Consider the following 23,039-nt stretch of genomic DNA (forward strand, 5'->3'; position numbering starts at 1 on the left):
CAGATGCGCATCGTCTTCTCCGCCATGACGAGCAAGACCCACTTCTACCCGCTCGTCCCGCTCGCCTGGGCCTGCCGCGCGGCCGGCCACGAGGTGCGGGTCGTCGGCTCACCGGGGCTGACGGACATCACCACCGCCGCCGGTCTGACCGCGGTGCCCGTGGGCGAGGACGTCGACCTCGTCGGGCACATGAGCGCCGTCGGCGAGGACATGATCAAGTACGTGCGGTCGCTGGACTTCACCGACGCGGGACTCCAGAACGCGGGCTGGAACCACGTGCTGGGCATGCAGACCGCCCTCACCCCCAACCTCTACGGGCTGATGACCCCCGACTCGCTGATCGACGGGATGGTCGACTTCTGCCGTTCCTGGCAGCCGGACCTGCTGATCTGGGAGCCGCTGACCTTCGCCGCCCCGATCGCGGCCAGGGTGACCGGAGCGGCCCACGCCCGGCTGCTGTGGGGCCCGGACGTCGTCACCAAGTCCCGCCGGGCCTTCCTGGACCTGCGGGACCGGCAGGAGCCGGAGCACCGGGAGGACCCCTTCGCGGAGTGGGTCGAATGGCACCTGGACCGCCACGGGGTGGCGACCGGCCGGGGCTTCGACGAGGAGCTGGCCACCGGCCAGTGGACCATCGACCCGGTACCGGCGAGCATGCGCCTGGACCTGGGCCTGCCGACCGTGGGGATGCGCTACGTCGACTACAACGGCCCCTCCGTCGTACCGGAGTGGCTGCACGAGCCGCCCGCCCGGCGCCGGGTGGCCCTCACCCTGGGCGTCTCGGGACGCGACAGCGGGGTGGAGGTCATCACCACCGACCAGATCCTGGACGCCGTCGCCGGCATCGACGCCGAGTTCGTCGCCACGCTCGACGCCCACCAGCTCGAATCGGTGGCGCACGTCCCGGACAACGTCCGCGCGGTCGACTTCGTCCCCATGCACGCCCTGCTGCCCACCTGCGACGCGGTCGTCCACCACGGCGGGCCGGGCACCTGGCACACCGCGGCGATCCACGGCGTGCCGCAGGTCATGATGCCCGTCGGCTGGGACACCGACCTGCGGGCCCGCGGGACGGTGGACAGCGGCATGGGCCTCGCGGTGCCGCTCGCGGAACTGACGGCCGACCGGTTCCGGGAAAGCGTCGTCCGTGTTCTGGAAGAGGCGGAATTCCGCGAGGGCGCGGCGAAAGTAAGGGACGAGATTCTGTCCGAGCCGGCGCCTACCGAAGTCGTCGCGGTTCTGGAGAAGATGACCGCCGAACGGCGCCTGCACCGCCCCTGAGCAGGAATTTCCTGGGTTCCTCGCAACTGCCTCGCAACGGGGTCGAGTTCGGATCGAGAAGCCTTGAGGGGCAACTGGCGGCCTTGCTACGGTCGCTGCGGATACCGAGGCGTCTGTGCGCCGGAATTCTTGGCTACGGAGACACCACCTGCCGGGAAGAGAGAAATGAAACGACGAATATGGGTGCCCTCCGTATTTCTGACGGTGCTGGCGCTGCTCAATCTGGGTTCCGCACCGGCGTCCTCCGGTACCGGGGAAAGCCGCGTCGATCGCCTCGTCGACCAGATGACGCTGGACGAGAAGCTCTCGTTCGTGCACTGGGACTACTCCACGACGGACCCCACGGCCCTCGTCTACCTGCCGGGCGTACCCCGCCTGGACATCCCGGAGGTGCGCGCCAGTGACGGGCCCGCGGGCGTCACGATCCACCGCCCGTCGCTGGCCATGCCCGCGCCCGTCAGCCTCGCCTCGTCCTTCGACGACGGCCTCGCCGAGAAGTACGGGCAGGTACTGGGCCGCGAGGGCCGCGCGTTCGGCATGGACGTCCTGTTCGCCCCGATGGTCAACGACATCCGGGTGCCGCAGGCCGGGCGGAACTTCGAGACGTTCAGCGAGGACCCGCTCCTCACCGGGCGCACGGCGGCCGCCGAGGTCACCGGCATCCAGAGCCAGGGCCTGATGGCGACGGTCAAGCACTACGCCGCCAACACCCAGGAGAACAACCGCATGGGCGTGGACGTCGAGGTGGACGACCGCACGCTGCACGAGACGGAACTCCCCGGCTTCGAGGCCGCCGTCGGCGCCGGGGCCGCCGCGGTGATGTGCGCCTACCCCCGCGTCGACGGCGAACCCGCCTGCGGCAGCGACACGTTGCTGACCGGCATCCTCCGCGAGCAGCTGCACTTCCAGGGCTTCGTCACCTCCGACTGGCTGGCCACGCACAGCACCGACGCCATCACCAAGGGACTCGACCAGGAACTCGGCATCGACTCGACCACCGCCATCCCGCCCGGCGGGCAGGTCCCCGGCGGCAAGTACTTCGGCGACACCCTGAAGAAGGCCATCACGGACGGCACCATCCCCGTGTCGGTCCTCGACCGGTCGGTGCGCCGCATCCTCGGCCAGATGGACCGCTTCGGCCTGCTGGCCGAGAACAAGCCGCCGCGGCCCCAGCGCGACCTCGCGGGCGGCACCCGCGTGGCCAGGCAGGTCGCCGAGTCCGGCGCGGTGCTGCTGCGCAACCAGGACCGCATGCTGCCGCTGGACGCCGCCGCCACGGACCACCTCGCGGTGATCGGACCGACGGCCAAGACCCCCAAGGTGACGGGCCTCGGCAGCTCCTACATCGTCCCCGACACGGCCACCGCCCCGCTGGACGCCATCACCGCGAAGCTGGGCCGGGGCGCGCAGGTCTCCTACGCCGAGGGCGAGGACGTCGAGGGCGAGCCGATCCCGGCCGCCGCCTTCGAACCGCCGTTCTCCGGCGGCACGGTCCTGCAACCGGCCCGCAGCGGCGTCGTCTACGACGGCAGGCTGACCGTGGACAAGGCGGGCCTCTACCGCATCGCGGCCCGCGTGACCGGCGGCAACGGCTCCCTCCAGATCGACGGCGGCGATCCCGTCAGCTTCGGCGAGGTGTTCGGCAAGCTCACCAGCGTCCCGCTGCGGCTGAGCGCCGGCACGCACACCGTCAAGATCAGCGGCGGGGCGCTCGTCGACCAGCCGATGACGCTGGACCTGAGCTGGGTGACCCCGGCCAGGGCACAGGAGGCGATCGACCAGGCAGTGGAGACCGCCCGCAAGGCCACCACCGCGGTGGTCTTCGCCTACGACGACGGCGCCGAGGGCAGCGACCGCACCTCCCTGTCCCTGCCCGGCTACCAGGACGAGCTGATCAAGGCCGTCACGGCCGCCAACCCCCGTACGGTCGTCGTCCTGAACACCGGCTCGTCCGTCACCATGCCCTGGCTCGACAAGACCCGTGCCGTGCTCGACATGTGGTACCCCGGCCAGGCCGGTGCGGAGGCCACCGCCGACCTGCTGTTCGGCGACGCCGAACCGGGCGGCCGGCTCAGCCAGACCTTCCCCGCCTCCGACCAGGCCACCCCCGTCGCCGGCGACCCCGCACGCTATCCCGGCGTGGACGGCGTCGTGCACTACTCCGAAGGCATCTACAGCGGATACCGCTGGTACGACCACGAGGGCGTCAAGCCTCTCTTCCCGTTCGGCTTCGGCCTGTCCTACACGTCCTTCGCGTACGAGGACGAGTCCGTCACCCGCACGGCGGACGGACTCGACGTCGACGTGACCGTGCGCAACACCGGCGACAGGCCGGGCAGCGACGTCGTGCAGGTCTACCTCGGGCCCAGCCCGCGCCTCGCGCTCGACCAGGCCGACAAGGCCCTGGCCGGCTACCGGAAGGTGGCACTGGACCCCGGCGAGTCCCGGCGCGTGCGCATCCACGTGGCCGAACGCGCCCTCCAGTACTGGGACACCTCGGGCGGCGCCTGGAAACTCGCGGGCGGCGAGCGCCGCGTCCTCGTCGGCTCCTCCTCGGACCGGATCCGGCTGACCGCGACCGCGCAGACCGACCGGCCCGGCCGGTAGGGGGGATCGTGTCCGCAGACCAGGCCCGACCGGAGCAGGAAGCCATGACCGACACCGCGGAACCGGACCCGTACGTACGGCTCGGACGCCTGGCCACGCGGGTGAGCCGGCTGTGGCTCGGCACCGTCAACTTCAGCGGCCGCGTCACCGACGAGGACGCCCTGCGCCTCATGGACGAGGCCCTCGACCGCGGGATCAACTGCGTGGACACCGCCGACATCTACGGATGGCGCGTCCACAAGGGACACACCGAGGAACTCGTCGGACGCTGGCTGGCCCGAGGCGGCGGACGCCGCGACAGGGTCGTCCTCGCGACCAAGGTCGGCGGGGAGATGAGCGAACGGGTCAACGACGGCGGCCTGTCCGCCCGCCACATCGTCACCGCCTGCGAACAGTCCCTGCGCCGGCTGGGCGTGGAGTGCATCGACCTCTACCAGATGCACCACATCGACCGCGCCGCGCCGTGGGACGAGGTATGGCAGGCCATGGACCGCCTGGTGGCGAGCGGCAAGATCTGCTACGTCGGCTCCTCCAACTTCGCCGGATGGCACATATCCGAGGCGCAGGCGAGCGCCCGGCGCCGCGGCTCGCTCGGCCTGGCCTCCGAGCAGTGCCTGTACAACCTGGCGGTACGCCACGCCGAACTGGAGGTCCTGCCCGCCGCCCGCCACCACGGCCTCGCGGCCGTCGCCTGGTCGCCGCTGCACGGCGGCCTCCTCAGCGGCGTACTGGACAAGCTGCGTTCCGGCACGGCCGTCAAGTCCGCCCAGGGGCGGGCCCAGACCCTGCTGCCCGCGCTCCGCCCCGCCATCGAGGAGTACGAAGCGTTCTGCCGCGGCATCGGCCACCACCCCGCGGAGGTCGGCCTGTCCTGGGTGCTGTCGCGGCCGGGCGTCACCGGCGCCGTCATCGGACCGCGCACCACCGGGCACCTCGACTCCGCGCTGCGCGCCACCCGCCTGCGCCTCGGCGGCGCCGAACTCGCCGCACTCGACCGCATCTTCCCGCCGGTCGGCCAGGGCGGCCCGGCACCCGAGGCATGGGCCCACTGACCCCCACCACCCGGCCCCACCAGCGCGACCAAGAAACGAAGGGACGAACCGCATGACTTCCGGAGCACAGGCACCCGAGGACCGGGTCGAGGACAAGGTCGTCGATTTCTACGACAACTTCACCGAGGTCTTCAGGGAGATCTGGGGCGACAACCTGCACGTCGGCTACTGGCACGACGAGGCCGACGACGCCCCCATCGAGAAGGCCACCGACCAGCTCACCGACCAGCTGATCGCACGGCTGGCGCCCGCGCCGGGCCAGCGCATCCTGGACGTGGGCTGCGGCGTCGGCGAGCCGGCCTTCCGGCTCGCCCGCACGGCCGACGTCGAGGTCGTCGGCGTCTCCATCAGCGCCTACCAGGTCGGCCGCGCGGGCGAGCGGGCGCGCGACTTCGGCCTGGCCGACCGGGTGAGCTTCCGGCACGCCGACGCCGCCGAACTCCCCTTCCCCGACGCGTCGTTCGACGGCGGCTGGGCCTTCGAGTCGCTGATCCACATGCCGGACAAGGAAAAGGTGCTGCGCGAGATCAAGCGCGTCCTGCGGCCGGGCGCCACCCTGGTCCTCGCCGACATGTTCAGCCAGCCCGACACCGAGCTGACCTTCCAGGACATCATCACCACCCCGGAGATGGCCGACTACCGCGCCGTCATCGAAAGCGCCGGACTCGTCGTGCGCGAGTTCACCGACATCACCGCCCACACCCTGGCCCCGCCGGCGGTGCGGGAGAGCGTGGCCGCCGACCTGCTGGCGCGCAAGGACGACGTCATCGCCATGACCGGCCCCGAGGAGTTCGCGCGGATGGTGGACGGCGTGCGGGTCCCCAAGGCCTACGGCTACCTCCTCGCCACGGTCACCACCGACTGAGAAACGGGCAGAAGATGGTCATCACCCAGTGCCGTGTCTGCGGCAATCACGAACTGCTACCGGTCCTCGACCTGGGGGAGCAGGCGCTGACCTGCGTCTTCCCCAAGAGCCCCGACGAGAAGGTGCCCGCGGTCCCGCTGGAACTGGTCAAGTGCTCGCCCGCGGGCTGCGGCCTGCTCCAGCTGCGGCACACCCCGGACCTCGGCCTGATGTACGGCGACGGCTACGGATACCGGCCGGGCATCCGGCCGTTCATGGTCAACCACCTGCGGGGCAAGGCCGTCGCCGCCGCCGAACTCACCAACCTCCAGGCCGGCGACGTGGTCGTCGACATCGGCAGCAACGACGGCACGCTGCTGCACCAGTACCCCGTCGAGGGACTGCGCCTGGTCGGCATCGACCCCTCGGGCGAGAAGTTCCGCGAGCACTACCCGCCCGCCGAACTGATCGCGGACTTCTTCACCGCCGAGGCCTTCACCGCGCGGTACGGCAAGCAGCGCGCCAAGGTCGTCACGACGACCGGCATGTTCTACGACCTCCCGGACCCGCTGCGGTTCATGCAGGACATCCACACGATCCTCGACGAGGACGGCGTCTGGATGACCGAGCAGAGCTACATGCCGTCCATGCTGGAGGCCAACGCCTACGACGTGGTGTGCCACGAGCACCTGGAGTACTACGGCTTCCAGCAGATCGAGTGGATGGCCGCGAAGGTGGGCTTCACCGTGCTGCGGGCCGAGGTCACCGACGTGTACGGCGGCAGTCTCTATGTGACCCTCGCCAAGAACCCGGACCGCCATCCGCGCGACGAGGCCTCGCTGGTCGCGCTGCGCGAGCGCGAGGCCGCGGCGGCCCTCGACACCATGGCCCCCTACGAGGCGTTCGCCCGCCGGGTGCGCCAACAGCGCGACGACCTGCGGGGGTTCCTCGACGACTCCCGCGCGGCCGGCCTGCTCACCTGCGGGTACGGCGCGTCGACCAAGGGCAATGTGACCCTCCAGTACTGCGGCATCACCGCCGCCGACCTGCCCTGCATCGGCGAGGTCAGCGAGGAGAAGGCGGGCCGCTTCACCCCCGGCAGCAACATCCCGATCGTGTCCGAGGAGGAGGCCAAGGCGCTCCGCCCCGACCAGCTGCTCGTCCTGCCCTGGATCCACCGCGAGGGATTCGTCGAGCGCGAGCAGGCCTACCTCCGGGGCGGCGGCAAGCTCGTCTTCCCGATGCCCGCGCTCACCGCGGTGACCGCCTGACCGTGCCGCCACCCGACGGAAAGGGAAACCGCAGTGACGACTGACGCGCACACCGCTGTCCCCAGCCTGGACAGCGATCTCTTCCACATCGACCAGTACGAGACCTACGCCGCGCTGCGCGAGCGCGAACCGGTGAGCAAGGTGAGCTTCATCGGCCGGGAGGCCTTCCTGATCACCCGGCACGCCGAGGCCAAGGCCGCCCTGGGCGACCTGCGGCTCAGCAACGACTTCAAGAAGCAGCCGCCCGGCGTGGAACTGCCCACCTACCACGGGATTCCCGAGGACGTCCGGCCGTACTTCGCCAACAACATGGGCAGCAACGACCCGCCGGCCCACACCCGGCTGCGGCGGCTGGTCTCACGGGAGTTCACCGCACGCCGGGTGGAGTCCATGCGCACGCGGGTCGCGCAGCTCGCCGAGCACCTGCTCGACGGCCTCGCCGGCGAGCGGGAGACCGACCTGGTCGAGCGCTTCGCCTACCCGCTGCCCATCACCGTGATCAGCGAGCTGCTCGGCGTCGAGGAGCGCTACCAGGGCGATTTCGGCCGGTGGAGCAACGAGTTCCTGGTGATCGACGCCGACCGGGTGGAGCAGCGCGAGCACGCCGCCCGCGCCCTGGTCGGCTTCATCCTCGAACTCGTCGACCGCCGCCGCGCCGACCCCGGCTCCGACCTTCTCTCGGCGCTCATCCACGTCCACGACGAGGACGAGGACCGGCTCAGCACCGACGAACTCGCCTCGGTGGTGCTGATCCTGCTCATCGCCGGATTCGAGACCTCGGTGAGCCTCATCGCCATGGCCACCTACCTGCTCCTCACCCACCCCGGCGAACTGGCCAAGGTCCGCGCGGACCCGTCGCTCGTCCCGAACGCCGTGGACGAGGCGCTGCGCTTCCTCGGCCCCGCCGAGATCACCACCCGCGGAACGCTCGAACCCGTCGAGATCGGCGGTGTGCACATCCCCGCGCACAGCACCGTGCTCATCGCGGGCGCCGCGGCCAACCGCGACCCCCGCCGGTTCCCCGACCCCGAGCGGTTCGACGTCACCCGCGACACTAGCGGACACCTCTCCTTCGGCCACGGCATCCACTTCTGCGTGGGCGGCCCGCTGGCCCGGCTGGAGGGCGAGATCGCGCTGCGCGCCCTGCTGAACCGCTTCCCCGGCCTGGACCTCGCGATCCCGGCGGAGCAGGTGCGCTGGCGCCGGTCCTTCCTGCGCGGCATCGAGAGCCTTCCCGTGAGGCTGGGGCGATGAACGACGCCGACGCCGCGGCCGGGACCTGGCTGCGGCGGTTCGGGCCGCCGGGCGACGGGGCGATGCGGCTCGTCTGCTTCCCGCACGCCGGGGGCGCCGCGAGCAGCTACCGCTCCCTCGCCCGCGCCCTGGGCCCGGAGGCCGAGGTCCTGGCCGTGCAGTATCCGGGCCGGCAGGACCGGCGGCACGAGCCGCCGGTGCCCCGGCTGGACGAACTGGCGGACCGGATCACCGCGGTGCTGGCCGCGCTCGACACGCCGGACGCGGCGCCGTACGCCCTGTTCGGCCACAGTCTGGGGGCGCTCGTCGCCTACGAGACGGCCCGGCGCCTGGACCGCCGCGGCAGCACCCCGCACCGGCTGTTCGTGTCCGCGCGCTGCGCGCCGACGGCCGGGCCGGGGCCGACCGACGGCCTGGACGGCGATGCCGCCCTGCTGGCCGAGGTCCGCAGGCTCGGCGGCGGCGACGCGCTCGACGACCCCGAGGTGCAGGCCCTGGCGCTGCCCGCGCTGCGCGCCGACTACGCGGCCCTGAAGTCCTACACCTGGCGGGAGGGGCCCGCGCTGCGGTGCCCGGTCACGGCGCTCACCGGCACGGACGACCCCCTGTGCACCCCCGAGCAGGCGCTCGGCTGGCTCCGGCTGGCGGTCGTACCGGGGCGCTCACGGGTCTTCGGCGGAGGCCACTTCTATCTGGAGGACCGTGCCACCGAGGTGGCGTCGGCCGTTCTGACCGATCTCGGGCTGCGTACGCCGCAAGCCGCCCTGTCCCGTGCGACCGACACTTGAGAAAGGGAAGCCCGTGCGTTTGCTCGTCACCGGCGCCGCCGGATTCATCGGGTCGACCTATGTGCGCAACGTGCTCGCCGGAGCCTACGGCGAGGCCGGCGAAGTGCGGATCACGGCACTGGACAAGCTCACCTACGCGGGCAATCCCGCCAACCTCGCCGAGGTGCGGGGCCACCCGGACCTGACCTTCGTGCAGGGCGACATCTGCGACACGGAGCTGCTCGCCGACCTCGTGCCGGGGCACGACGCGGTGGTCAACTTCGCCGCGGAGAGCCATGTGGACCGCTCGATCGCCGGTGCGGACGACTTCGTGCGCACCAACGTCCTCGGCACCCAGGCCCTGCTGTCCGCGGCGCGTGCCGCGCGGGTGCCCCGGTTCGTGCACATCTCCACCGACGAGGTGTACGGATCGATCGAGTCGGGCTCCTGGACCGAGGACTGCGCCCTGCTGGCGAACTCGCCCTACGCCGCCTCCAAGGCCGGGGCCGACATCCTGGCGCGCGCCTACGCCCGTACGTACGGGATGGACGTGAGCGTGACCCGGTGCAGCAACAACTACGGCCCCCGCCAGTACCCCGAGAAGCTCATCCCGCTGTTCGTGACCAACCTGCTGGAGGGCGAGCGGGTGCCGCTGTACGGGGACGGCCTGAACGTCCGGGACTGGCTGCACGTGGACGACCACTGCCGGGGCGTGCAGCTGGTGCTGGAGAAGGGCAGGGCGGGTCAGGCGTACAACATCGGCGGCGGCGAGGAGCTGACCAACCTCGAACTGACCCGCCTGCTGCTCGCGGAGTGCGGGGCCGATCCGGAGCGGATCGTCCACGTGCCCGACCGGCCGGGCCACGACCGCCGCTACTGCGTCGACGACAGCAGGATCCGGGAGCTGGGATACGCCCCGCGCGTCCCCTTCCGGGACGGCCTGGCCCGCACGGTCGAGTGGTACCGCGACAACCCGCAGTGGTGGAAGCCGCTGCGCCGTACGCCGGCGGTCGCGGTCTGAGGCCGCCGCACACGGTCGCGAAACGGCCCGGACAGTCGCTGTCCGGGCCGTTTCCCATGCCGTGGGCCGCAGGTCAGCGGCCGTCGGGGGTGAAGCGGTAGAGCTTGTTGTTGTGGCCGCTCAGACCCTCGCCCACATTGGAGATGTAGTAGCCGGAGCCCCAGTACACGCTGCCGTCGACCACGGCCGCGCCGCCCCAGACGGAGCCGCCGCTGGCGTAGTCCCACAGGATCTTGCCGGTGTCGGCGTCCAGCGCGTACATGTTGGTGCCGCTCGGGGCGGAGGAACCCGCGTACATCACGCCGTTGGCATGGGTGATGAAGGAGTCGTCCAGCCACTTGCCGGCCTTGCCCTGCGGGTCGGCGGTCTGCCACTCGATCTTGCCGGTGGCGGCGTCGACCGCGGCGAAGAAGCCGCTGTCCACCGTGGACTTGGTGCCGTCGGCCGCGGTGATGGTCCAGGGCAGGTGGTCACCGTTGCCGATGCCGACGTAGATGCGCTTGCCGTCGGTGGCCGAGCCCCACTGGATGCCGCCCAGCGCGCCGCCCGGACCGACCTGGGTCTGCCACACGACCTTGCCGGTGGCCGGTTCGAGTGTGTAGTAGACGCCACTCTTCTGGCCTATGCCGAGCAGTTCCTTCGGCTTGCCGTCGATCTCGGTGGTGTAGAGGTTCGGGGCGGAGCCGAAGTCGAAGTCGGGCGCCTGGTTCTGCTGGTACATCATCCAGGTGTCGGCGGTCAGCGTGTGGTGCGACCACCTGATCCGGCCGGTCTTCAGGTCCAGCGCGAGCACGCTGTCGAAGTGGTCGTCCTCGGCGGGCGGGGTGCAGTCGGTCTGCTTCGGGTTGAGGCAGACTCCGGGCGGCGAGGTGTAGTTGTTGCCCGTACCGACGAACACCAGGCCGGTCTTGTGGTCGACCACGGGCTGGCTGCCCCACACCGAGGCGCCGGTGTAGCCCTCGGGGATGGTGTAGGTCTTCCACAGGATTTTGCCGGTGTGCGCGTCGAGCGCCATCACCGAGCCACGGAATCCCGGCGCGTCGTGGAGGGTCGACGCCTTGGAGGACACGCCCACGTAGACGACCCCGTCGTCCACCGTGGGGGAGGAGGTGACGACGGCCGTCGGATCGTCGTCGACCTTGGTCATCCACTGCTTGGCGCCGGTCCTGGCGTCGACGGAGATGATGTACGCGCTTTTCAGCGCGGTCGTCGTCAGCGTGCCGGTGCCGAGGTACAGGCTGCCCTGCCAGTACGCCGGGCTGGTCCGGGACATGTGTCCCTCGACGCCGTCGTACTCGGCGATGCTGTGCGACCAGACCGCCTTGCCGCTGTCGGCGTCGACCGCCCACAGCTTGCCGCCCCAGTCGGGCACGTACACGGTGCCGTGCACGACGGTGGGGGTGGCGGAGATGTCGCCGTCGGCGGTGAAGACCCACTTCGGCGCCAGCGTGCCGACGTTCCGCGGGCCGATGGTGTGCTCGGTGGCGGCGTTGCGGGTGTTGTGGTTGTTCTGCCCCGCGCTGGCCCACTCGGGCTGCACGGGCACGCGCCGGGCCGCGGCGGGCCCGGCGCCGGTGGCGGGGGCGCCGGTGGCGGCGGGCGTGACCGTGGCCAGCAGGAGGGCGGCGCAGCCGGCCGCCGCGGCGGCCAGCCGCCGCCACGGCCTCGGCCGCGGTGCGGACCGTGGACTGGTCCTGGTGCTCATGGGGTGATTCCTCGTTCCCTCGGTAGGGGGCGGGCGGCACGGGACGGGGCCGGGAGCCGTCTCGGGGCTCCCGGACCTCGGCCCGCGGCGCGGTGCGCCCCGGAGTGGCCGGCCGGCCGGATCGCCGGCCGCGTGTGATGGGGCGCGCGGGGAGCGCGCTCAGGGTGTGGCCGTCACGGGTGCGTCGCGCCAGTCGGCGACCCGCACCTCGACGACGCCGCAGGCGTCCTCGGCGCCGATGGCGCTGCCGGAGATCTGCTGGAGGAACCGGCGCGCGGGTGCGTTGCGCCGGGTGGGCCGGTAGGGGAGCCGCATGGTGCGGCAGCCGGCCGCGCGGGCCTTCTCGCCCAGCATCCGCAGCATGCGTGTCTCCACCTGGCGGTTGAGGACGCGGCAGCTGAGCAGGAAGACGGGCACGTCGAGCACGCCGCCGTCGGCCCGTGCCAGGACGAGCCCGACGGTGCCGTAGTCGCCGAAGACGTCGCTGACCCGCACCGTCCAGCCCTGTCCGCCCTCGTCGAGCAGCCGCCGCAGCTCGGGCACCGTGAAGGCGGTGCCCGCGAGGGTGAACTGCGTGGTGCGGGAGGTCAGTTGGGCGGCCCGGTCCAGCGCGGCGTCGGTCAGCCGGGTCATCGTGACCTCGATGGCGCAGCGGGCCAGGAACTCCTCGTAGTCCGCGACCGACCGCTCCAGCTCCCGGCGCTGCGGCTCGGCTCCGTACCAGTCGGCCCGCAGCCGGTCCTCGTCGGTCACCGTGAGCTGGTCGAAGGCCGTCTCACGGGCCAGTTGGCGCGCCGCCGCGTCGTCGTCGCGGGTCAGCTCCACCACGGCGACCTCGGGCAGCTGCGCGCGCACCGAGGCGCATTCGACGGCGTCGTCGTCCACGAAGACGAACGAGTTCAGCGCGAGTCCCAGCTCGGCGGAGAGCTCGGCCAGGTACTGGGCCTTGGGCTGCCAGCCGATCCGGTGGGCGGTGACGTCCTCCATGGCCAGGGCCATGCCGGGGTTGCCGGCGAACACGGCCCGCACGTCCGCCTCCTCGTTGCGGCTGCACAGGCACAGCAGCTTTCCGCGGGCGCGCTGGTCCAGCATGAACTCCTGCACCTTGCGCCGCCCCGGACCGATCTCCACCCCGAGCGGTCCGTCCTCACCGCACACCCCGGTCCACAGGGTGTTGTCGCAGTCGAGCACCACGACCTTGCGGGGCCGGTGCCACGTGGTGGCGGCCAGCCGCACCAGCCAGTCGGCCAGCGCCTCGAAGTACGCGTCGGTGTAGGGGAGATGGGCGATGCGGTCGGCGTACTCGTCGTGCGTCTCCGGTACCTCGTAGCGCTCCGCGAGGTCGTCGAGCGGGACGAGATGCACACCGGGCAGCGGCTCGACGGCCCCGGCGATCCGCCGGGCGGCGGTCTCGATCCACCGGGCGGCGGCCGGGTCGGCGAGGGCGCCCGGCGACGGCGGGGTCAGCGCCACCAGCCAGGTGGCCGCGCTGCGGGTGGGGGCGGCGGACAGCACCGAGAGCAGCTCGTCCAGCAGCCGGTCGCCGGCCGAGGGGTGCGCGGCGCCCCGGTACAGGTCCTCGGCCCGCACCAGCAGCAGGTTCACCCCGGCGTGGGTCAGCAGCACGCTGTCCGGGTCCAGCATCGGCTCCACCAGCTGGCCGTACGGCGCCGCCTGGATCTCGCGCCCGCTCTCCCGCAGCCGCCGGGCCAGGGCGTCCCTGAGCCCGTCCGAGGTGAAGGTCGCGGCGAGGGCGACGCCCGCGCTCCTCGCCTCGCTCATGCGGCCTGGCCGTTCAGGCGGGCGTGGACGGCCGTGGCGAGTTCGGCGGCGGTGGTGTCGTTGCCGAGCGCGTGCACGGGCAGTTCCACGCCCAGTTCGCGCCACAGCCGCGACAGCACGCGCACGGCGCGCATCGAGTCGCCGCCCAGCGCGGCGAAGGGGACGTCCGGGGCGACCGTGTCCAGGCCCAGGACACCACACCAGGCTTCCAGCACCGTGCCTTCCACAGCCTTCAGTTCGTTCGCTTCCATCTCGAGAGCACCCTCGTTCCGGCCGTGACCGGCCAACGCATACGGCGGAAAATGTGAAGCAGGCAGACGGCCGAAACCCGATGGCCGGATACAGGCCTGGAGGCCGCTCGTCTCACGCGGCGCGATGGAATCGGGATCGTACCTGTTCGAGTTCTTCGGTGTAGCGTGCACGATGGCGGTCGCGGTCGGTCAAGTACGTTCGCTGGAGCGCCGGTTGATCGGGCGCCGGCGGCGCAATCCGTCAACCCCGCGCGATTCCAGGTGCGTTAGGATGCCCGCCCGCGGTCGTTTACCCCCCACCGGTCTGCCAGGAGTCGAGAAAGCAATCATGCGTAAAAACGGGTTGGCCAGTCTCATCCCCCTTTACTTCATCATCCTGATCGACAACCTGAGTGTCAGCCTCATCATTCCGGTGCTGATTCCCATCTCCTACGACGCCCATATCGGCATCATGCGGAGCGCTGAAACCAGTACGCGCGACCTGTTTTACGGGCTCGCCATCGGAAGCTATTCGCTGGCGATGTTCCTCGGTGCCCCGCTGCTGGGCTCGCTGTCGGACCACTTCCGCCGCAAGAAGACGCTGACGCTGTGTCTGCTGGGGCTGGCCCTGGGCTACGCGCTGACGATCACCGCGCTGGTGCGCCGGGACGTCACCCTGTTCGTCGTCGGCCGGGTGGTCGGCGGCCTGTTCTCCGGCAGCCTGCCGGTCGCCCAGGCGGCCATCCTGGACGTGACGCCGAAGGAACGCCGGGTGAACGTCATCGGCCTGATCATGTTCTGCGTCTCCACCGGGTACGTGGTGGGCCCGCTCATCGGCGGATACCTCAGCGACTCCAGCCTGGTCTCCTGGTTCAGCCTCCGGACGCCGTTCGTCTTCGTCGCCGGTGTCACCGTGCTCAACCTGCTGATCCTGCTGCTGACCTACCGCGAGGAGCCGGCCCCCCGGCCCGCCGGGCGCATGGCCTTCCCGAACCCGGTCAAACACCTGATGGAGTCCTTCGCCTTCCCCGGCGTCCGGGTGCTCTGCGGCGCCCTGCTCCTGATGTCCCTGGGCTGGACGGCCTTCTTCCAGTTCATCGGCCTGTACCTGACGGCGAACCAGGGCTTCGACCAGCGCGCGGTCACCAACCTCATCTCGGTGGTCGGCGTGGGCCTCGCGGCGGCCTTCCTGTCGCTCGTGCCGCTGTCGATGAAGTACCTCAAGCCGCGCATCGCGGTGGCCGGAGCGCTGGCGGTGATGACCGTCTGCATCGCCGGCACCGCGCTGACCGGCTCGAAGGCCGTGCTCTACGTGCTGTGCCTGGTCGGCGCGGCCACCTACGGCATCTCCTACAGCGGTCTGGTGGGCATGATGTCGGGCGCCGTCGACGACAGCCACCAGGGCTCCGTCATGGGCACGGCCGGTGCCATCGCGGCCATCTCCGCGGGCGCGTCCGGCGTCGTCTTCGGCGCCGTCAGCGGCTCCAGCTCGGTGCCCGTCTTCTCCGCCGCGGCCTTCGCCTTCCTCGCCTTCGTGCTGTCCGCCGTGGCGGGCCGGAGCGCCGGCGGTTCCGCCAAGGAGGCGCAGGAGGAGAACGCGGACGACCCGGACCGGACCTCCGCACTCTGACGTCCCCCGCCGGCCGCCGGCGCCACGAGGCCCGGTGCCGCTTGCGGCACCGGGCCTCGTGGCGCCGCCTTACGGAACACCCGGCCCCGCTGCGACGGGCTCGGCGGGCAGGGCGATCAGTTCGGGGACCGGGGAGGCCGGCGGCGGGTCCAGCAGGCGGCGCACCAGCCGCGCCGCCACCGGTTCCACCGGACCGGCCGTCTCCCGCGCGCTGGGCGAGTTCGTCTGCTCGGTCCACAGCATCCCCGGCCGCGCGAGGAGGAACCCCACGCCGGGATGGTGCCGGGCCGCCCAGTGGACCAGGCCCTCGACGGCGGACTTGGCCGCGACGTAGTGCGGCCAGTCGCGGGGCGGCTCGTGCAGGGCGGCCGAGGAGACCACCAGGCAACTGCTCCGCTCCGGCCGCAGGAGCGGGAGCAGCCCCGCCAGGGGCGCGCTGACCAGCCGCAGCGAACCGGTCAGGAACGCGTCCATGCGGTCCAGGTCGGTGGCGGCCAGGCCGAGGGTGCGCAGCGGCGGCGCCGCGCTGCACACCAGGAAGTCGAGCCCGCCGCGCTCCTGTTCGACGCGGGCGCGCAGTCCGTCGCTCCAGCGCGGGTCCGCGGCGTCGCCGGGCGCGGAGCGCAGCAGCCCCGGCAGCCGGCCGGCGTCGTCCAGCAGGCTCTGCGGCAGCGTGCCCCGGTGCCCGACGAAGACCTCGCATCCCTGCGACACCAGGGCCAGGGAGAGCGCCGCGCCGAGTCCGCGGCTGCCCCCGACGACGACGGCCGAGGTACCCCGCAGCCGGGTGGACGGGCTCAGATGCGCGCCCAGCGCGGCCGAGGTGGCCAGCGGAGCGGGCTCGCGGACCATCGCCTCGATCTCGGCCACGGCCACGACCACGCCGTTTGCCGAGACCTCCCCGGCGATCGTCAGCAGCCCGAAGCGGGGGTCGGCATGGACCACACGGGCGGTGTACGACAGGCGCGCGGGGCCGCTGACGGCCACCGGCCGGAAGTCCAGCGCCACCCGGCCGAGCAGGCAGTTCTCACCCGGCAGACGCATCCCGGCGAGGTGGCTCGACCACAGCAGACAGGCCAGGGGCAGCCGCCCGAGCAGCCTGGAGGCGACCGGGAACCGGTCGCACAGCGCGTCCAGCCCGTCCGGGCCGTACGTGCCGGACACCGTGGTGCCCGGCGGCAGTTCCCCGATGGTGTGCCGGGGTGCCGTGCGCACCGGCGGCGCGGGCAGCGGCTCCACGTCCGGCGGGGTGCCGGGGCGCACGCGTACCGTCAGGCAGGCGCGGTCCCCGTCGAGCAGCCGGCGGCCCGCGCCGGCCCGGACGCCGCCGAGCGCCTCGGAGCGGTAACGCACGCCGGGGAAGACGGGGTTGCCGAAGTCGACCTCGATCCCGCCCGCGCCCGCGCCCTCGGGCGCCTGTTCCTCCAGCGTCCCCAGGGCGGCGAGGACGCCGTGGGCGACCGTCCGGCCGAAGGGCGTGCCGCGGGCGTAATCGGGCCGGCAGTGCAGCGCGTTGTGATCGCCGCTCACCCGCGCGAACAGCGCCACGTCGTCTTCCGAGAGCAGCACGTGGATACCTCCGATGGGATGTCCGCAAGACCGGACGCTTGAGTACCGCTGCATTCGCGGGTGTTCAATCGAGGAACGGCCGCAGTTGAACACCGCACGGCGCGAGGGCTCCCGTGCATGCTGGTGACGGCGGATTCCCGCACGGCATTATGGGCGCGGTGGGGCGCCCGCCCGCAAGATCTACCGGGATTCGAGTGCAGATGCACCGGAGCGGTGTACCAATTATTCGGTGGCCTCGGCGGTTGAAAGGTCTGTGTCTGCATGACGGAGCGTCAGGCAAGCGCCTACGAGCGCTTTCAATGGTATCGGTACCAGCGGAATCCCGATGATCCGGGACTCACCGTCGGCTATGTGTACGCGCTGACCGGAGAAGTCGACACCGACCGGCTCGAAGACGTACTTCGGGAAGTGGTTTCCACGGCTTTCCCGCGCCTTCTCGACTATTTCACCGAAGTCGGCGGGGAACTGATCGCGAAGAGTCGTCCGCTGCCCCGGCGGATATTGCGGCGGTGCGAGCGGCAGGACGTGCTCCTCGACTCCGGTGGCATCGACCCCACCGGACAGGAGCTGTTCCGCTTCCGGTACTGCCGGGTGTCCCCGCAGAAGCTGCTGCTCCGCCTGGACTTCAGCCACGTGGTGTTCGACGGCGGCTGCTACGCGCCGTTCTGCGCCGCGCTCAGCGCCTGCTGGGAGGGCGAAACCCCGGTGCTCGAAAGGCAGTTCGGCGCGGTGCCGCGCTCCGGCGACGGCGCGGACGCCGCCTACTGGCGTTCGATGCTGGCCGGCCGCCCCCTGCACCAGCCGCTGCCCTTCTCCGCCGCGGAGCCCCGGCGCGACGGCCGGCGCATCTCGGTCAAGGAGACGATCACCGGCGACCAGGCCGAGGACATCCACCGGTTCCTGCGCCGGCACGAGCTGAGCCTGCTGCAGTTCGTGGTGGGCGTCACCGGCGCGCTCGTGCACGCCTACGGCGACGACGACGAGCGCGGCGTCGTCGTCGCGCACACCGTGGACACCCGGCCGTACGGAGCCCCGTACGGCTGCCACACCAATCTGCTGCCGCTGTGGCTGGACGTCCGGGCGGAGCGGGACGCGCTGTCGCTGCTGGAGCAGGTGCGCGCCCAGCGCGAGAACCTCCGGGACCACCAGGGCTTCCCGGTGTCCGATCTGCTCGCCCTGGCCGCGGGCGAGCACGGCCGCACGGTGGACCAGGGCGGCAGCGCGCTCAACCTCGTGGTGAACGCGTCCTCGGCGATGCTGCCGACCGCGGTTCCGCGGCTGAGCGGGCTGGACGTCTCCTGGGTCCGCAAGCCCGACACCGGCAGCTCCAGCGACCTGAGCGTCAACTTCAGCTCCGACGAGCAGGGCATCCACCTCTCCTTCGACTCCGCCACGCACGTGCTCTCGCCCGAGGCCCTGTCCGCGCTGGCGGCCAACTTCCTGCGCATGGCCCGGTTCGTGGCCGCCGACCCGCACCGCCCCACGGCACAGTGCGACCTGTCGCGCCCCCTGGAGCCGGTGGCCGAGGGGGCGGTCCCGGCCGCCGGGACCGGCGAGGGCCTGGGCGCGGCGCTGGTCCGGACCGCCCGGCAGAACCCGGACCGGGTGGCCGTCGTGGACGACCACCGCTCGCTCACCTACGGCGAACTGCTCGACGCCGCACACCGGCTCGGCCAGGACCTCTTCGGCGACGCCACCCCGGCCCGGCCCGGCACGGCGCCCGTCGGCGTGTTCCTGGAGCGCTCGGCGGCGATCCCCGTCGCCTATCTGACCGCGCTGGCGCTGCGGCGGACGTTCGTACCGATGGACCCCCGGCTGCCGGACGCCCGACTGGCGTACATGGCCGCGGCCGCGGAACCGGGCGTCATCCTGGTGGACGCGGCGACCCGTGACCGGGCGGCGCGGCTGTTCCCCGGCATACCCAGGCGGGAGGTGGACGGCGCACCCGCCCCGTCCGCCGGCCCGCACCGTGCCGACATCCGGCCCTCCACCCCGGCCGACGGCGACCGCACCGCCTACGTGATGTTCACCTCGGGCTCGACCGGGAACCCCAAGGGCGTGGCGGTGAGCGAGGGCAACCTCGCCAACTTCCTGCACTCCGTGCGCCAGGACCCCTCGATGGGCCCGGACGACCGCATCGTGGCCCTGACCCCGATCGGCTTCGACATCTCCCTGCTGGAGATCCTGCTGCCGCTGCTGTGCGGCGCGCGCCTGCGGATGCTCTCCGACGAGACCAGGAGCAGCGGGGCCCTGCTGGCCGAGCACATCGACGCCGCCGGCGCCACCGTCGTCCAGGCCACCCCCTCCACCTGGCGCATCCTGAAGGCGGCCGGCTGGCGGGCCCGGCGGCCCATGACCCTGCTGTGCGGCGGGGAGGCGCTGGACCGCGACCTCGCGGAGTACCTGCTGAGCCAGAGCGCGGCCGTCTACAACATGTACGGCCCGACCGAGGCGACCATCTGGGCGAGCTGGCAGCGCGTGACCGACGCCGGCCACATCCACCTGGGGGAGCCCGCGCTGGGCACCCGGTTCTACGTCGTGGACGCCGACGGCCGCTCCGTGGCACCCGGCATGGCGGGCGAGCTGATGATCGCCGGCGACTGTGTGGCCCAGGGGTACCTCAACGCCCCGGCGACGGCCTTCGGCAGCCTGCCCGACGGAACGCCGTCCTACCGGACCGGCGACCTGGTCCGCTACGAGGGCCCCGCGCGTGTCACCTACGTCTCGCGCAAGGACGGCCAGCGCAAGGTCAACGGCCACCGGATCGAACTGGACGAGGTGGCCGCCGCGGTGACGGCACGGGTGCCGTCCGCGACCGTCGTCGCCGTCGTACGACCCGAACCCGAGCCGCACCTGCGCTGCTTCGTGTGGCTGCCGGCCGGCGAGAGCTTCGACGCCGCCGCCGTCCGGGAACGCCTGCGGGACACCCTGCCGTACTACATGGTGCCGCAGGCCGTGCACCGGCTGACCCGGATCCCGCTGACGGCCAACGGCAAGACCGACGTCAGAAAGCTGAGCGAGGCCCCCCTGTCCGCGCTGGACCTGTACCCGCAGGACGAGGCGTCCGAGCGGCCGGCCGACGCGGCGCGCGCCGCGGCGGACACCGGCGCGGCGGACGGCCCGGACACGGGTGCGGCGGACGGCCCGGACCTCCTCGGCGAGCTGCGCCGGCTCGTCGCCGCCGAACTGGGCCTGCCGGAGCCGGACGCCGACCGGCCCCTGGGCTACCAGGGCGTCACCTCGCTCGGCTACAACATCCTCGCCGCGCGGATCGGCGAGCGGTACGGGATCACCGTCCACGCGCACGACTTCTACCGGATGAACACCCTGCGCAACGTCGCCGAGACCGTCGCACGGCTGTCCGAGGGGCGGACCGGGGAACGGCCGGAGGCCCGGCCGGCCGCCGCGCCGCGACCGGAACCGGCCGACGGCCGTCCCGGCGCCGACGGCCGGCTGGCCATCGTCGGCCTCTCGGCGGTCCTGCCCGGCGGCCCGGACCCCGACGCGTTCTGGCAGACCCTGCTCGACGGCAGGGACTGCGTCACACCCGCACCGGCCGGGCGCGGCCTGCCCGGCGAGTTCGCCGGATTCCTCCCCGGCGTCAGGGGATTCGACGCCAGGTTCTTCTCCATCTCGCCACGCGAGGCGAGCTGGATGGACCCCCGCCAGCGGCTGCTGCTCCAGTCCGCCTGGCACACCCTGGAGGACGCCGGGTACGCACCCTCCGACCTGAGCGGCTCGCGCACCGGGTGCTACATCGCGGCCACCGGCAACGACTACGCGCTGCTCCAGGCCCGCGCGGACGCCCGGCAGATCCCGTACTCGCTGGTGGGGCACTCGCTGAGCCTCATCGCCAACCGCGTCTCCTCCTGGTTCGACTGGCACGGCCCCTCCGCGGTCCTCGACACCGCCTGCTCCGGTTCCCTGGTGGCGCTGGTCCGGGCCTGCCGCGACCTGTGCGCCGGGGTGTGCGACGCGGCCCTGGTCGGCGGCGTGAACCTCATCCTCGACTCCCAGATCAACGAGGGACTGCACGCCGCGCGGTTCCTCTCCCCGGAGCACCGCTGCGCCACCTTCGACGCCGCCGCCGACGGCTATGTGCGCGGCGAGGGCTACGGCACCTTCCTGGTCAAGCGGCTGGCGGACGCGCTCGCCGACGGCGACGACATCCGGGCGGTCGTCGAGAGCGTGGCGGAGAACCACGGCGGTCGCGCCAACTCGCTCACCGCGCCCAACCCCAACGCCCAGTACCGCCTGCTCCTGGACGCCTACACGCCCGAACTCGCCGCCCGCACCGGGTACATCGAGACCCACGGCACCGGAACGGCACTGGGCGACGCGATCGAGATCGACGCGCTGAAGCGGGCCTGGCGGCACCTGGTGCCGCGGTCCGCGGGCGGCCGGGTCCGGCTCGGCGCGGTCAAGTCCCACATCGGGCACCTGGAGCCCGCCGCGGGCGTCGCCTCCCTGACCAAGGTGGTCAAGGCGTTCGAGCACCGGACGCTGCCGGCCAACCTGCACTTCCAGGACCCCAACCCCGGCATCGCCCTGGAGGAGGGGCCCTTCGAGGCGGTTCGCAAGACGGTCCCCTGGGGCGAGGACGGCGGCGAACTCGTCGCGGGCATCAGCTCCTTCGGCTTCGGCGGGTCCAACGCGCACGTCGTCCTGTCCGCGCCGCCGGGCCGCGCCGCCCGGCGCCCGGTCTCCCCGCGCCCCCGGCTGGTCCCGCTGTCGGCGCGCACCCCGCAGGCGCTGCGCCGTCTGACGGCCGCGCTGCTCGACCGTGTCGAGCGGTCCGGTCCGCTCTCGGACCACGACCTGCTCGACCTCTCGTACACCCTGTGCCGCCGGGAGCACCTGCCGTGCCGTCTGGCGTGGTGCCCGTCCTCCGGCGAGGAACTCCTGCGCGCACTGCGCACGGCCGGCGAACCGCGCCACGCGCCGCGCACGGAGCGGGAAGGCGGCGTGTGGCAGGCGACCCCCGAGTCGGCCCGCGACCGGTTCCTGGCCGGCGGCCCGGTCGACACGCAGGCCCTGTTCGCCGCCGACGCCCCCCGCCGGCTGCGGCTGCCCGGCTACCCGTTCGAGGAGACGGACCTGTGGTTCACGGACGAGGAGCGGACGGCATGACGACCCGAGCCGACCAGACCGCCGGCCCGGCGGCGGTGGAGCCACCGCGGCTGCTCGACACCGGCGAACCGGACACCTTCCGGGTGCCGATCGAGACCGGCCACCCCTACCTCGCTGAACACCTGGTGCAGGGCCGGCGCGTGCTGCCCGGCGTCGCCTGCCTGGAGATGGCACTGCGCGGGGCCGCCCGGGTCCGACCCGGCGCGCGGCCGTTCGCCGTCCGCGACGCCGCCTGGCTGCGTCCCATCGTCGGCGACGAGCCGCTGGACGAGCTGTCCGTCGCCTTCCGCACCGCACCCGGCGCTCGGGAGACGGACTACACCGTCACCAACCGCGGCGCGCTCTGCGCCATGGGCACCCTCCTTTTCGAACCGCAGGACCGCGCGGTCGCGGTGGGACTGGAGGTACGCGACGAGATCTGCGCGCACACCCGGTCCCATCTCACCCGAGCGGAAATCTACGAAGAATTCTCGAACATGGGCATCGACTACGGCCCGTATTTCCGCCGCAACAGCTATGTGCAGCGGCACGGACAGCGGTCGCTCGCCTGGCTCTCGCACAACGACGGCACCCGGATCGGGCTGGTCAACCTTCTCGACTGCGCCTTCCAGTCGGGCATGGCGATCTCCATCGGAGAGCACCGTGACAGCTTGATGCCCTTCTCCATGGGCCATATGGTCTTTCACGCGCCGCCGCGCTTTCCGCTCGGTTCCGCTTTCGTCCTGACGGAAAAACTCTCCCCCTTCAGGACCAACTTCACTTTGTTCGACGAGGATTACGAACCGCTTCTGTCGGTATTCGACCTCGGTGTGAAACCCGCTCTTTGAATCCGGCGTCCTAGGCATAGGGGATTTTGTTGAGTCGCAACGAATGGCGAAGCGGAGATTCCGCGTCCG

15 protein-coding genes are annotated in these 23,039 nt (G+C 72.1%); 11 read left to right on the plus strand and 4 right to left on the minus strand.

The window, feature by feature from the left end; translation table 11 throughout:
* Positions 1-3: 3 nt before the first annotated feature.
* From ACZ7EC_RS27355 to rfbB, 8 genes are all read left to right on the plus strand, one after another.
* Entirely contained in the window at positions 4-1,281 is a 1,278-nt protein-coding gene (locus ACZ7EC_RS27355; RefSeq protein ID WP_359382791.1) for an activator-dependent family glycosyltransferase, read from the plus strand.
* A gap of 165 nt (positions 1,282-1,446) precedes the next feature.
* A complete protein-coding gene (locus tag ACZ7EC_RS27360) occupies positions 1,447-3,888 on the plus strand; it encodes a glycoside hydrolase family 3 C-terminal domain-containing protein (RefSeq protein WP_471066650.1) in 2,442 nt (813 codons plus the stop codon).
* 44 nt (positions 3,889-3,932) lie between these two features.
* A complete protein-coding gene (locus tag ACZ7EC_RS27365) occupies positions 3,933-4,940 on the plus strand; it encodes an aldo/keto reductase (protein ID WP_471066652.1) in 1,008 nt (335 codons plus the stop codon).
* A gap of 52 nt (positions 4,941-4,992) precedes the next feature.
* Positions 4,993-5,805, plus strand: coding sequence for an SAM-dependent methyltransferase (locus tag ACZ7EC_RS27370; protein WP_471066653.1), 813 nt, complete (start codon positions 4,993-4,995; stop codon positions 5,803-5,805).
* 14 nt (positions 5,806-5,819) lie between these two features.
* On the plus strand, positions 5,820-7,055 hold the full coding sequence (locus tag ACZ7EC_RS27375) for a class I SAM-dependent methyltransferase (protein ID WP_471066655.1): 1,236 nt from the start codon (positions 5,820-5,822) through the stop codon (positions 7,053-7,055).
* A 33-nt stretch (positions 7,056-7,088) separates the two neighbouring features.
* Positions 7,089-8,309 carry a cytochrome P450 family protein gene (locus ACZ7EC_RS27380; protein ID WP_471066657.1) on the plus strand — a complete coding sequence of 407 codons (1,221 nt, stop codon included), beginning with the start codon at positions 7,089-7,091 and terminating at the stop codon, positions 8,307-8,309.
* The gene (locus ACZ7EC_RS27385; protein WP_471066658.1) at positions 8,306-9,097 is read left to right on the plus strand and encodes a thioesterase II family protein; all 792 of its coding nucleotides are present in this window, start codon (positions 8,306-8,308) and stop codon (positions 9,095-9,097) included. The genes ACZ7EC_RS27380 and ACZ7EC_RS27385 overlap by 4 nt, the downstream gene beginning before the upstream one ends.
* A gap of 13 nt (positions 9,098-9,110) precedes the next feature.
* Complete coding sequence (gene rfbB / locus ACZ7EC_RS27390) at positions 9,111-10,097, plus strand: dTDP-glucose 4,6-dehydratase (protein WP_037663520.1); 987 nt, start codon at positions 9,111-9,113, stop codon at positions 10,095-10,097.
* Between the two features lie 73 nt (positions 10,098-10,170).
* Here rfbB and ACZ7EC_RS27395 read toward each other — a convergent pair whose 3' ends face one another.
* The 3 genes from ACZ7EC_RS27395 to ACZ7EC_RS27405 all read right to left on the minus strand — a co-directional run bounded on the left by ACZ7EC_RS27395 (position 10,171) and on the right by ACZ7EC_RS27405 (position 13,835).
* On the minus strand, positions 10,171-11,802 hold the full coding sequence (locus ACZ7EC_RS27395) for an outer membrane protein assembly factor BamB family protein (RefSeq protein ID WP_471066659.1): 1,632 nt from the start codon (positions 11,800-11,802) through the stop codon (positions 10,171-10,173).
* 159 nt (positions 11,803-11,961) lie between these two features.
* Positions 11,962-13,584: an HAD-IIIC family phosphatase gene (locus ACZ7EC_RS27400; protein ID WP_471066661.1), complete on the minus strand. Its 1,623-nt coding sequence runs from the start codon at positions 13,582-13,584 to the stop codon at positions 11,962-11,964.
* Entirely contained in the window at positions 13,581-13,835 is a 255-nt protein-coding gene (locus ACZ7EC_RS27405; RefSeq protein ID WP_471066663.1) for an acyl carrier protein, read from the minus strand. Before ACZ7EC_RS27405 ends, ACZ7EC_RS27400 begins: the two co-directional genes overlap by 4 nt.
* A gap of 328 nt (positions 13,836-14,163) precedes the next feature.
* On the opposite strand from ACZ7EC_RS27405, the gene ACZ7EC_RS27410 reads away from it, so the two are divergent.
* The gene (locus ACZ7EC_RS27410; protein ID WP_471066665.1) at positions 14,164-15,444 is read left to right on the plus strand and encodes an MFS transporter; all 1,281 of its coding nucleotides are present in this window, start codon (positions 14,164-14,166) and stop codon (positions 15,442-15,444) included.
* A gap of 69 nt (positions 15,445-15,513) precedes the next feature.
* On the opposite strand, the gene ACZ7EC_RS27415 is transcribed toward ACZ7EC_RS27410, so the two are convergent.
* Positions 15,514-17,013, minus strand: coding sequence for an SDR family NAD(P)-dependent oxidoreductase (locus ACZ7EC_RS27415; protein WP_471066667.1), 1,500 nt, complete (start codon positions 17,011-17,013; stop codon positions 15,514-15,516).
* A gap of 261 nt (positions 17,014-17,274) precedes the next feature.
* Here ACZ7EC_RS27415 and ACZ7EC_RS27420 point away from each other — a divergent pair, with 261 nt between their 5' ends.
* Both ACZ7EC_RS27420 and ACZ7EC_RS27425 read left to right on the plus strand, forming a co-directional pair.
* Positions 17,275-22,143: a beta-ketoacyl synthase N-terminal-like domain-containing protein gene (locus ACZ7EC_RS27420; protein WP_471066669.1), complete on the plus strand. Its 4,869-nt coding sequence runs from the start codon at positions 17,275-17,277 to the stop codon at positions 22,141-22,143.
* Positions 22,140-22,970 carry a polyketide synthase dehydratase domain-containing protein gene (locus tag ACZ7EC_RS27425; protein ID WP_471066671.1) on the plus strand — a complete coding sequence of 277 codons (831 nt, stop codon included), beginning with the start codon at positions 22,140-22,142 and terminating at the stop codon, positions 22,968-22,970. The genes ACZ7EC_RS27420 and ACZ7EC_RS27425 overlap by 4 nt, the downstream gene beginning before the upstream one ends.
* Positions 22,971-23,039: the final 69 nt, after the last annotated feature.

The sequence above is a fragment of the Streptomyces sp. NPDC037203 genome, from assembly GCF_055605065.1.

What these genes read in the sequence shown, in the direction of transcription:
- ACZ7EC_RS27355 (WP_359382791.1), top strand. Translation starts at nt 4, where the DNA reads ATGCGCATCGTCTTCTCCGCCATGACGAGCAAGACCCACTTCTACCCG.
- ACZ7EC_RS27360 (WP_471066650.1), top strand. Translation starts at nt 1,447, where the DNA reads ATGAAACGACGAATATGGGTGCCCTCCGTATTTCTGACGGTGCTGGCG.
- ACZ7EC_RS27365 (WP_471066652.1), top strand. Translation starts at nt 3,933, where the DNA reads ATGACCGACACCGCGGAACCGGACCCGTACGTACGGCTCGGACGCCTG.
- ACZ7EC_RS27370 (WP_471066653.1), top strand. Translation starts at nt 4,993, where the DNA reads ATGACTTCCGGAGCACAGGCACCCGAGGACCGGGTCGAGGACAAGGTC.
- ACZ7EC_RS27375 (WP_471066655.1), top strand. Translation starts at nt 5,820, where the DNA reads ATGGTCATCACCCAGTGCCGTGTCTGCGGCAATCACGAACTGCTACCG.
- ACZ7EC_RS27385 (WP_471066658.1), top strand. Translation starts at nt 8,306, where the DNA reads ATGAACGACGCCGACGCCGCGGCCGGGACCTGGCTGCGGCGGTTCGGG.
- ACZ7EC_RS27395 (WP_471066659.1), bottom strand. Translation starts at nt 11,802, where the DNA reads ATGAGCACCAGGACCAGTCCACGGTCCGCACCGCGGCCGAGGCCGTGG.
- ACZ7EC_RS27400 (WP_471066661.1), bottom strand. Translation starts at nt 13,584, where the DNA reads ATGAGCGAGGCGAGGAGCGCGGGCGTCGCCCTCGCCGCGACCTTCACC.
- ACZ7EC_RS27405 (WP_471066663.1), bottom strand. Translation starts at nt 13,835, where the DNA reads ATGGAAGCGAACGAACTGAAGGCTGTGGAAGGCACGGTGCTGGAAGCC.
- ACZ7EC_RS27410 (WP_471066665.1), top strand. Translation starts at nt 14,164, where the DNA reads ATGCGTAAAAACGGGTTGGCCAGTCTCATCCCCCTTTACTTCATCATC.
- ACZ7EC_RS27420 (WP_471066669.1), top strand. Translation starts at nt 17,275, where the DNA reads ATGACGGAGCGTCAGGCAAGCGCCTACGAGCGCTTTCAATGGTATCGG.
- ACZ7EC_RS27425 (WP_471066671.1), top strand. Translation starts at nt 22,140, where the DNA reads ATGACGACCCGAGCCGACCAGACCGCCGGCCCGGCGGCGGTGGAGCCA.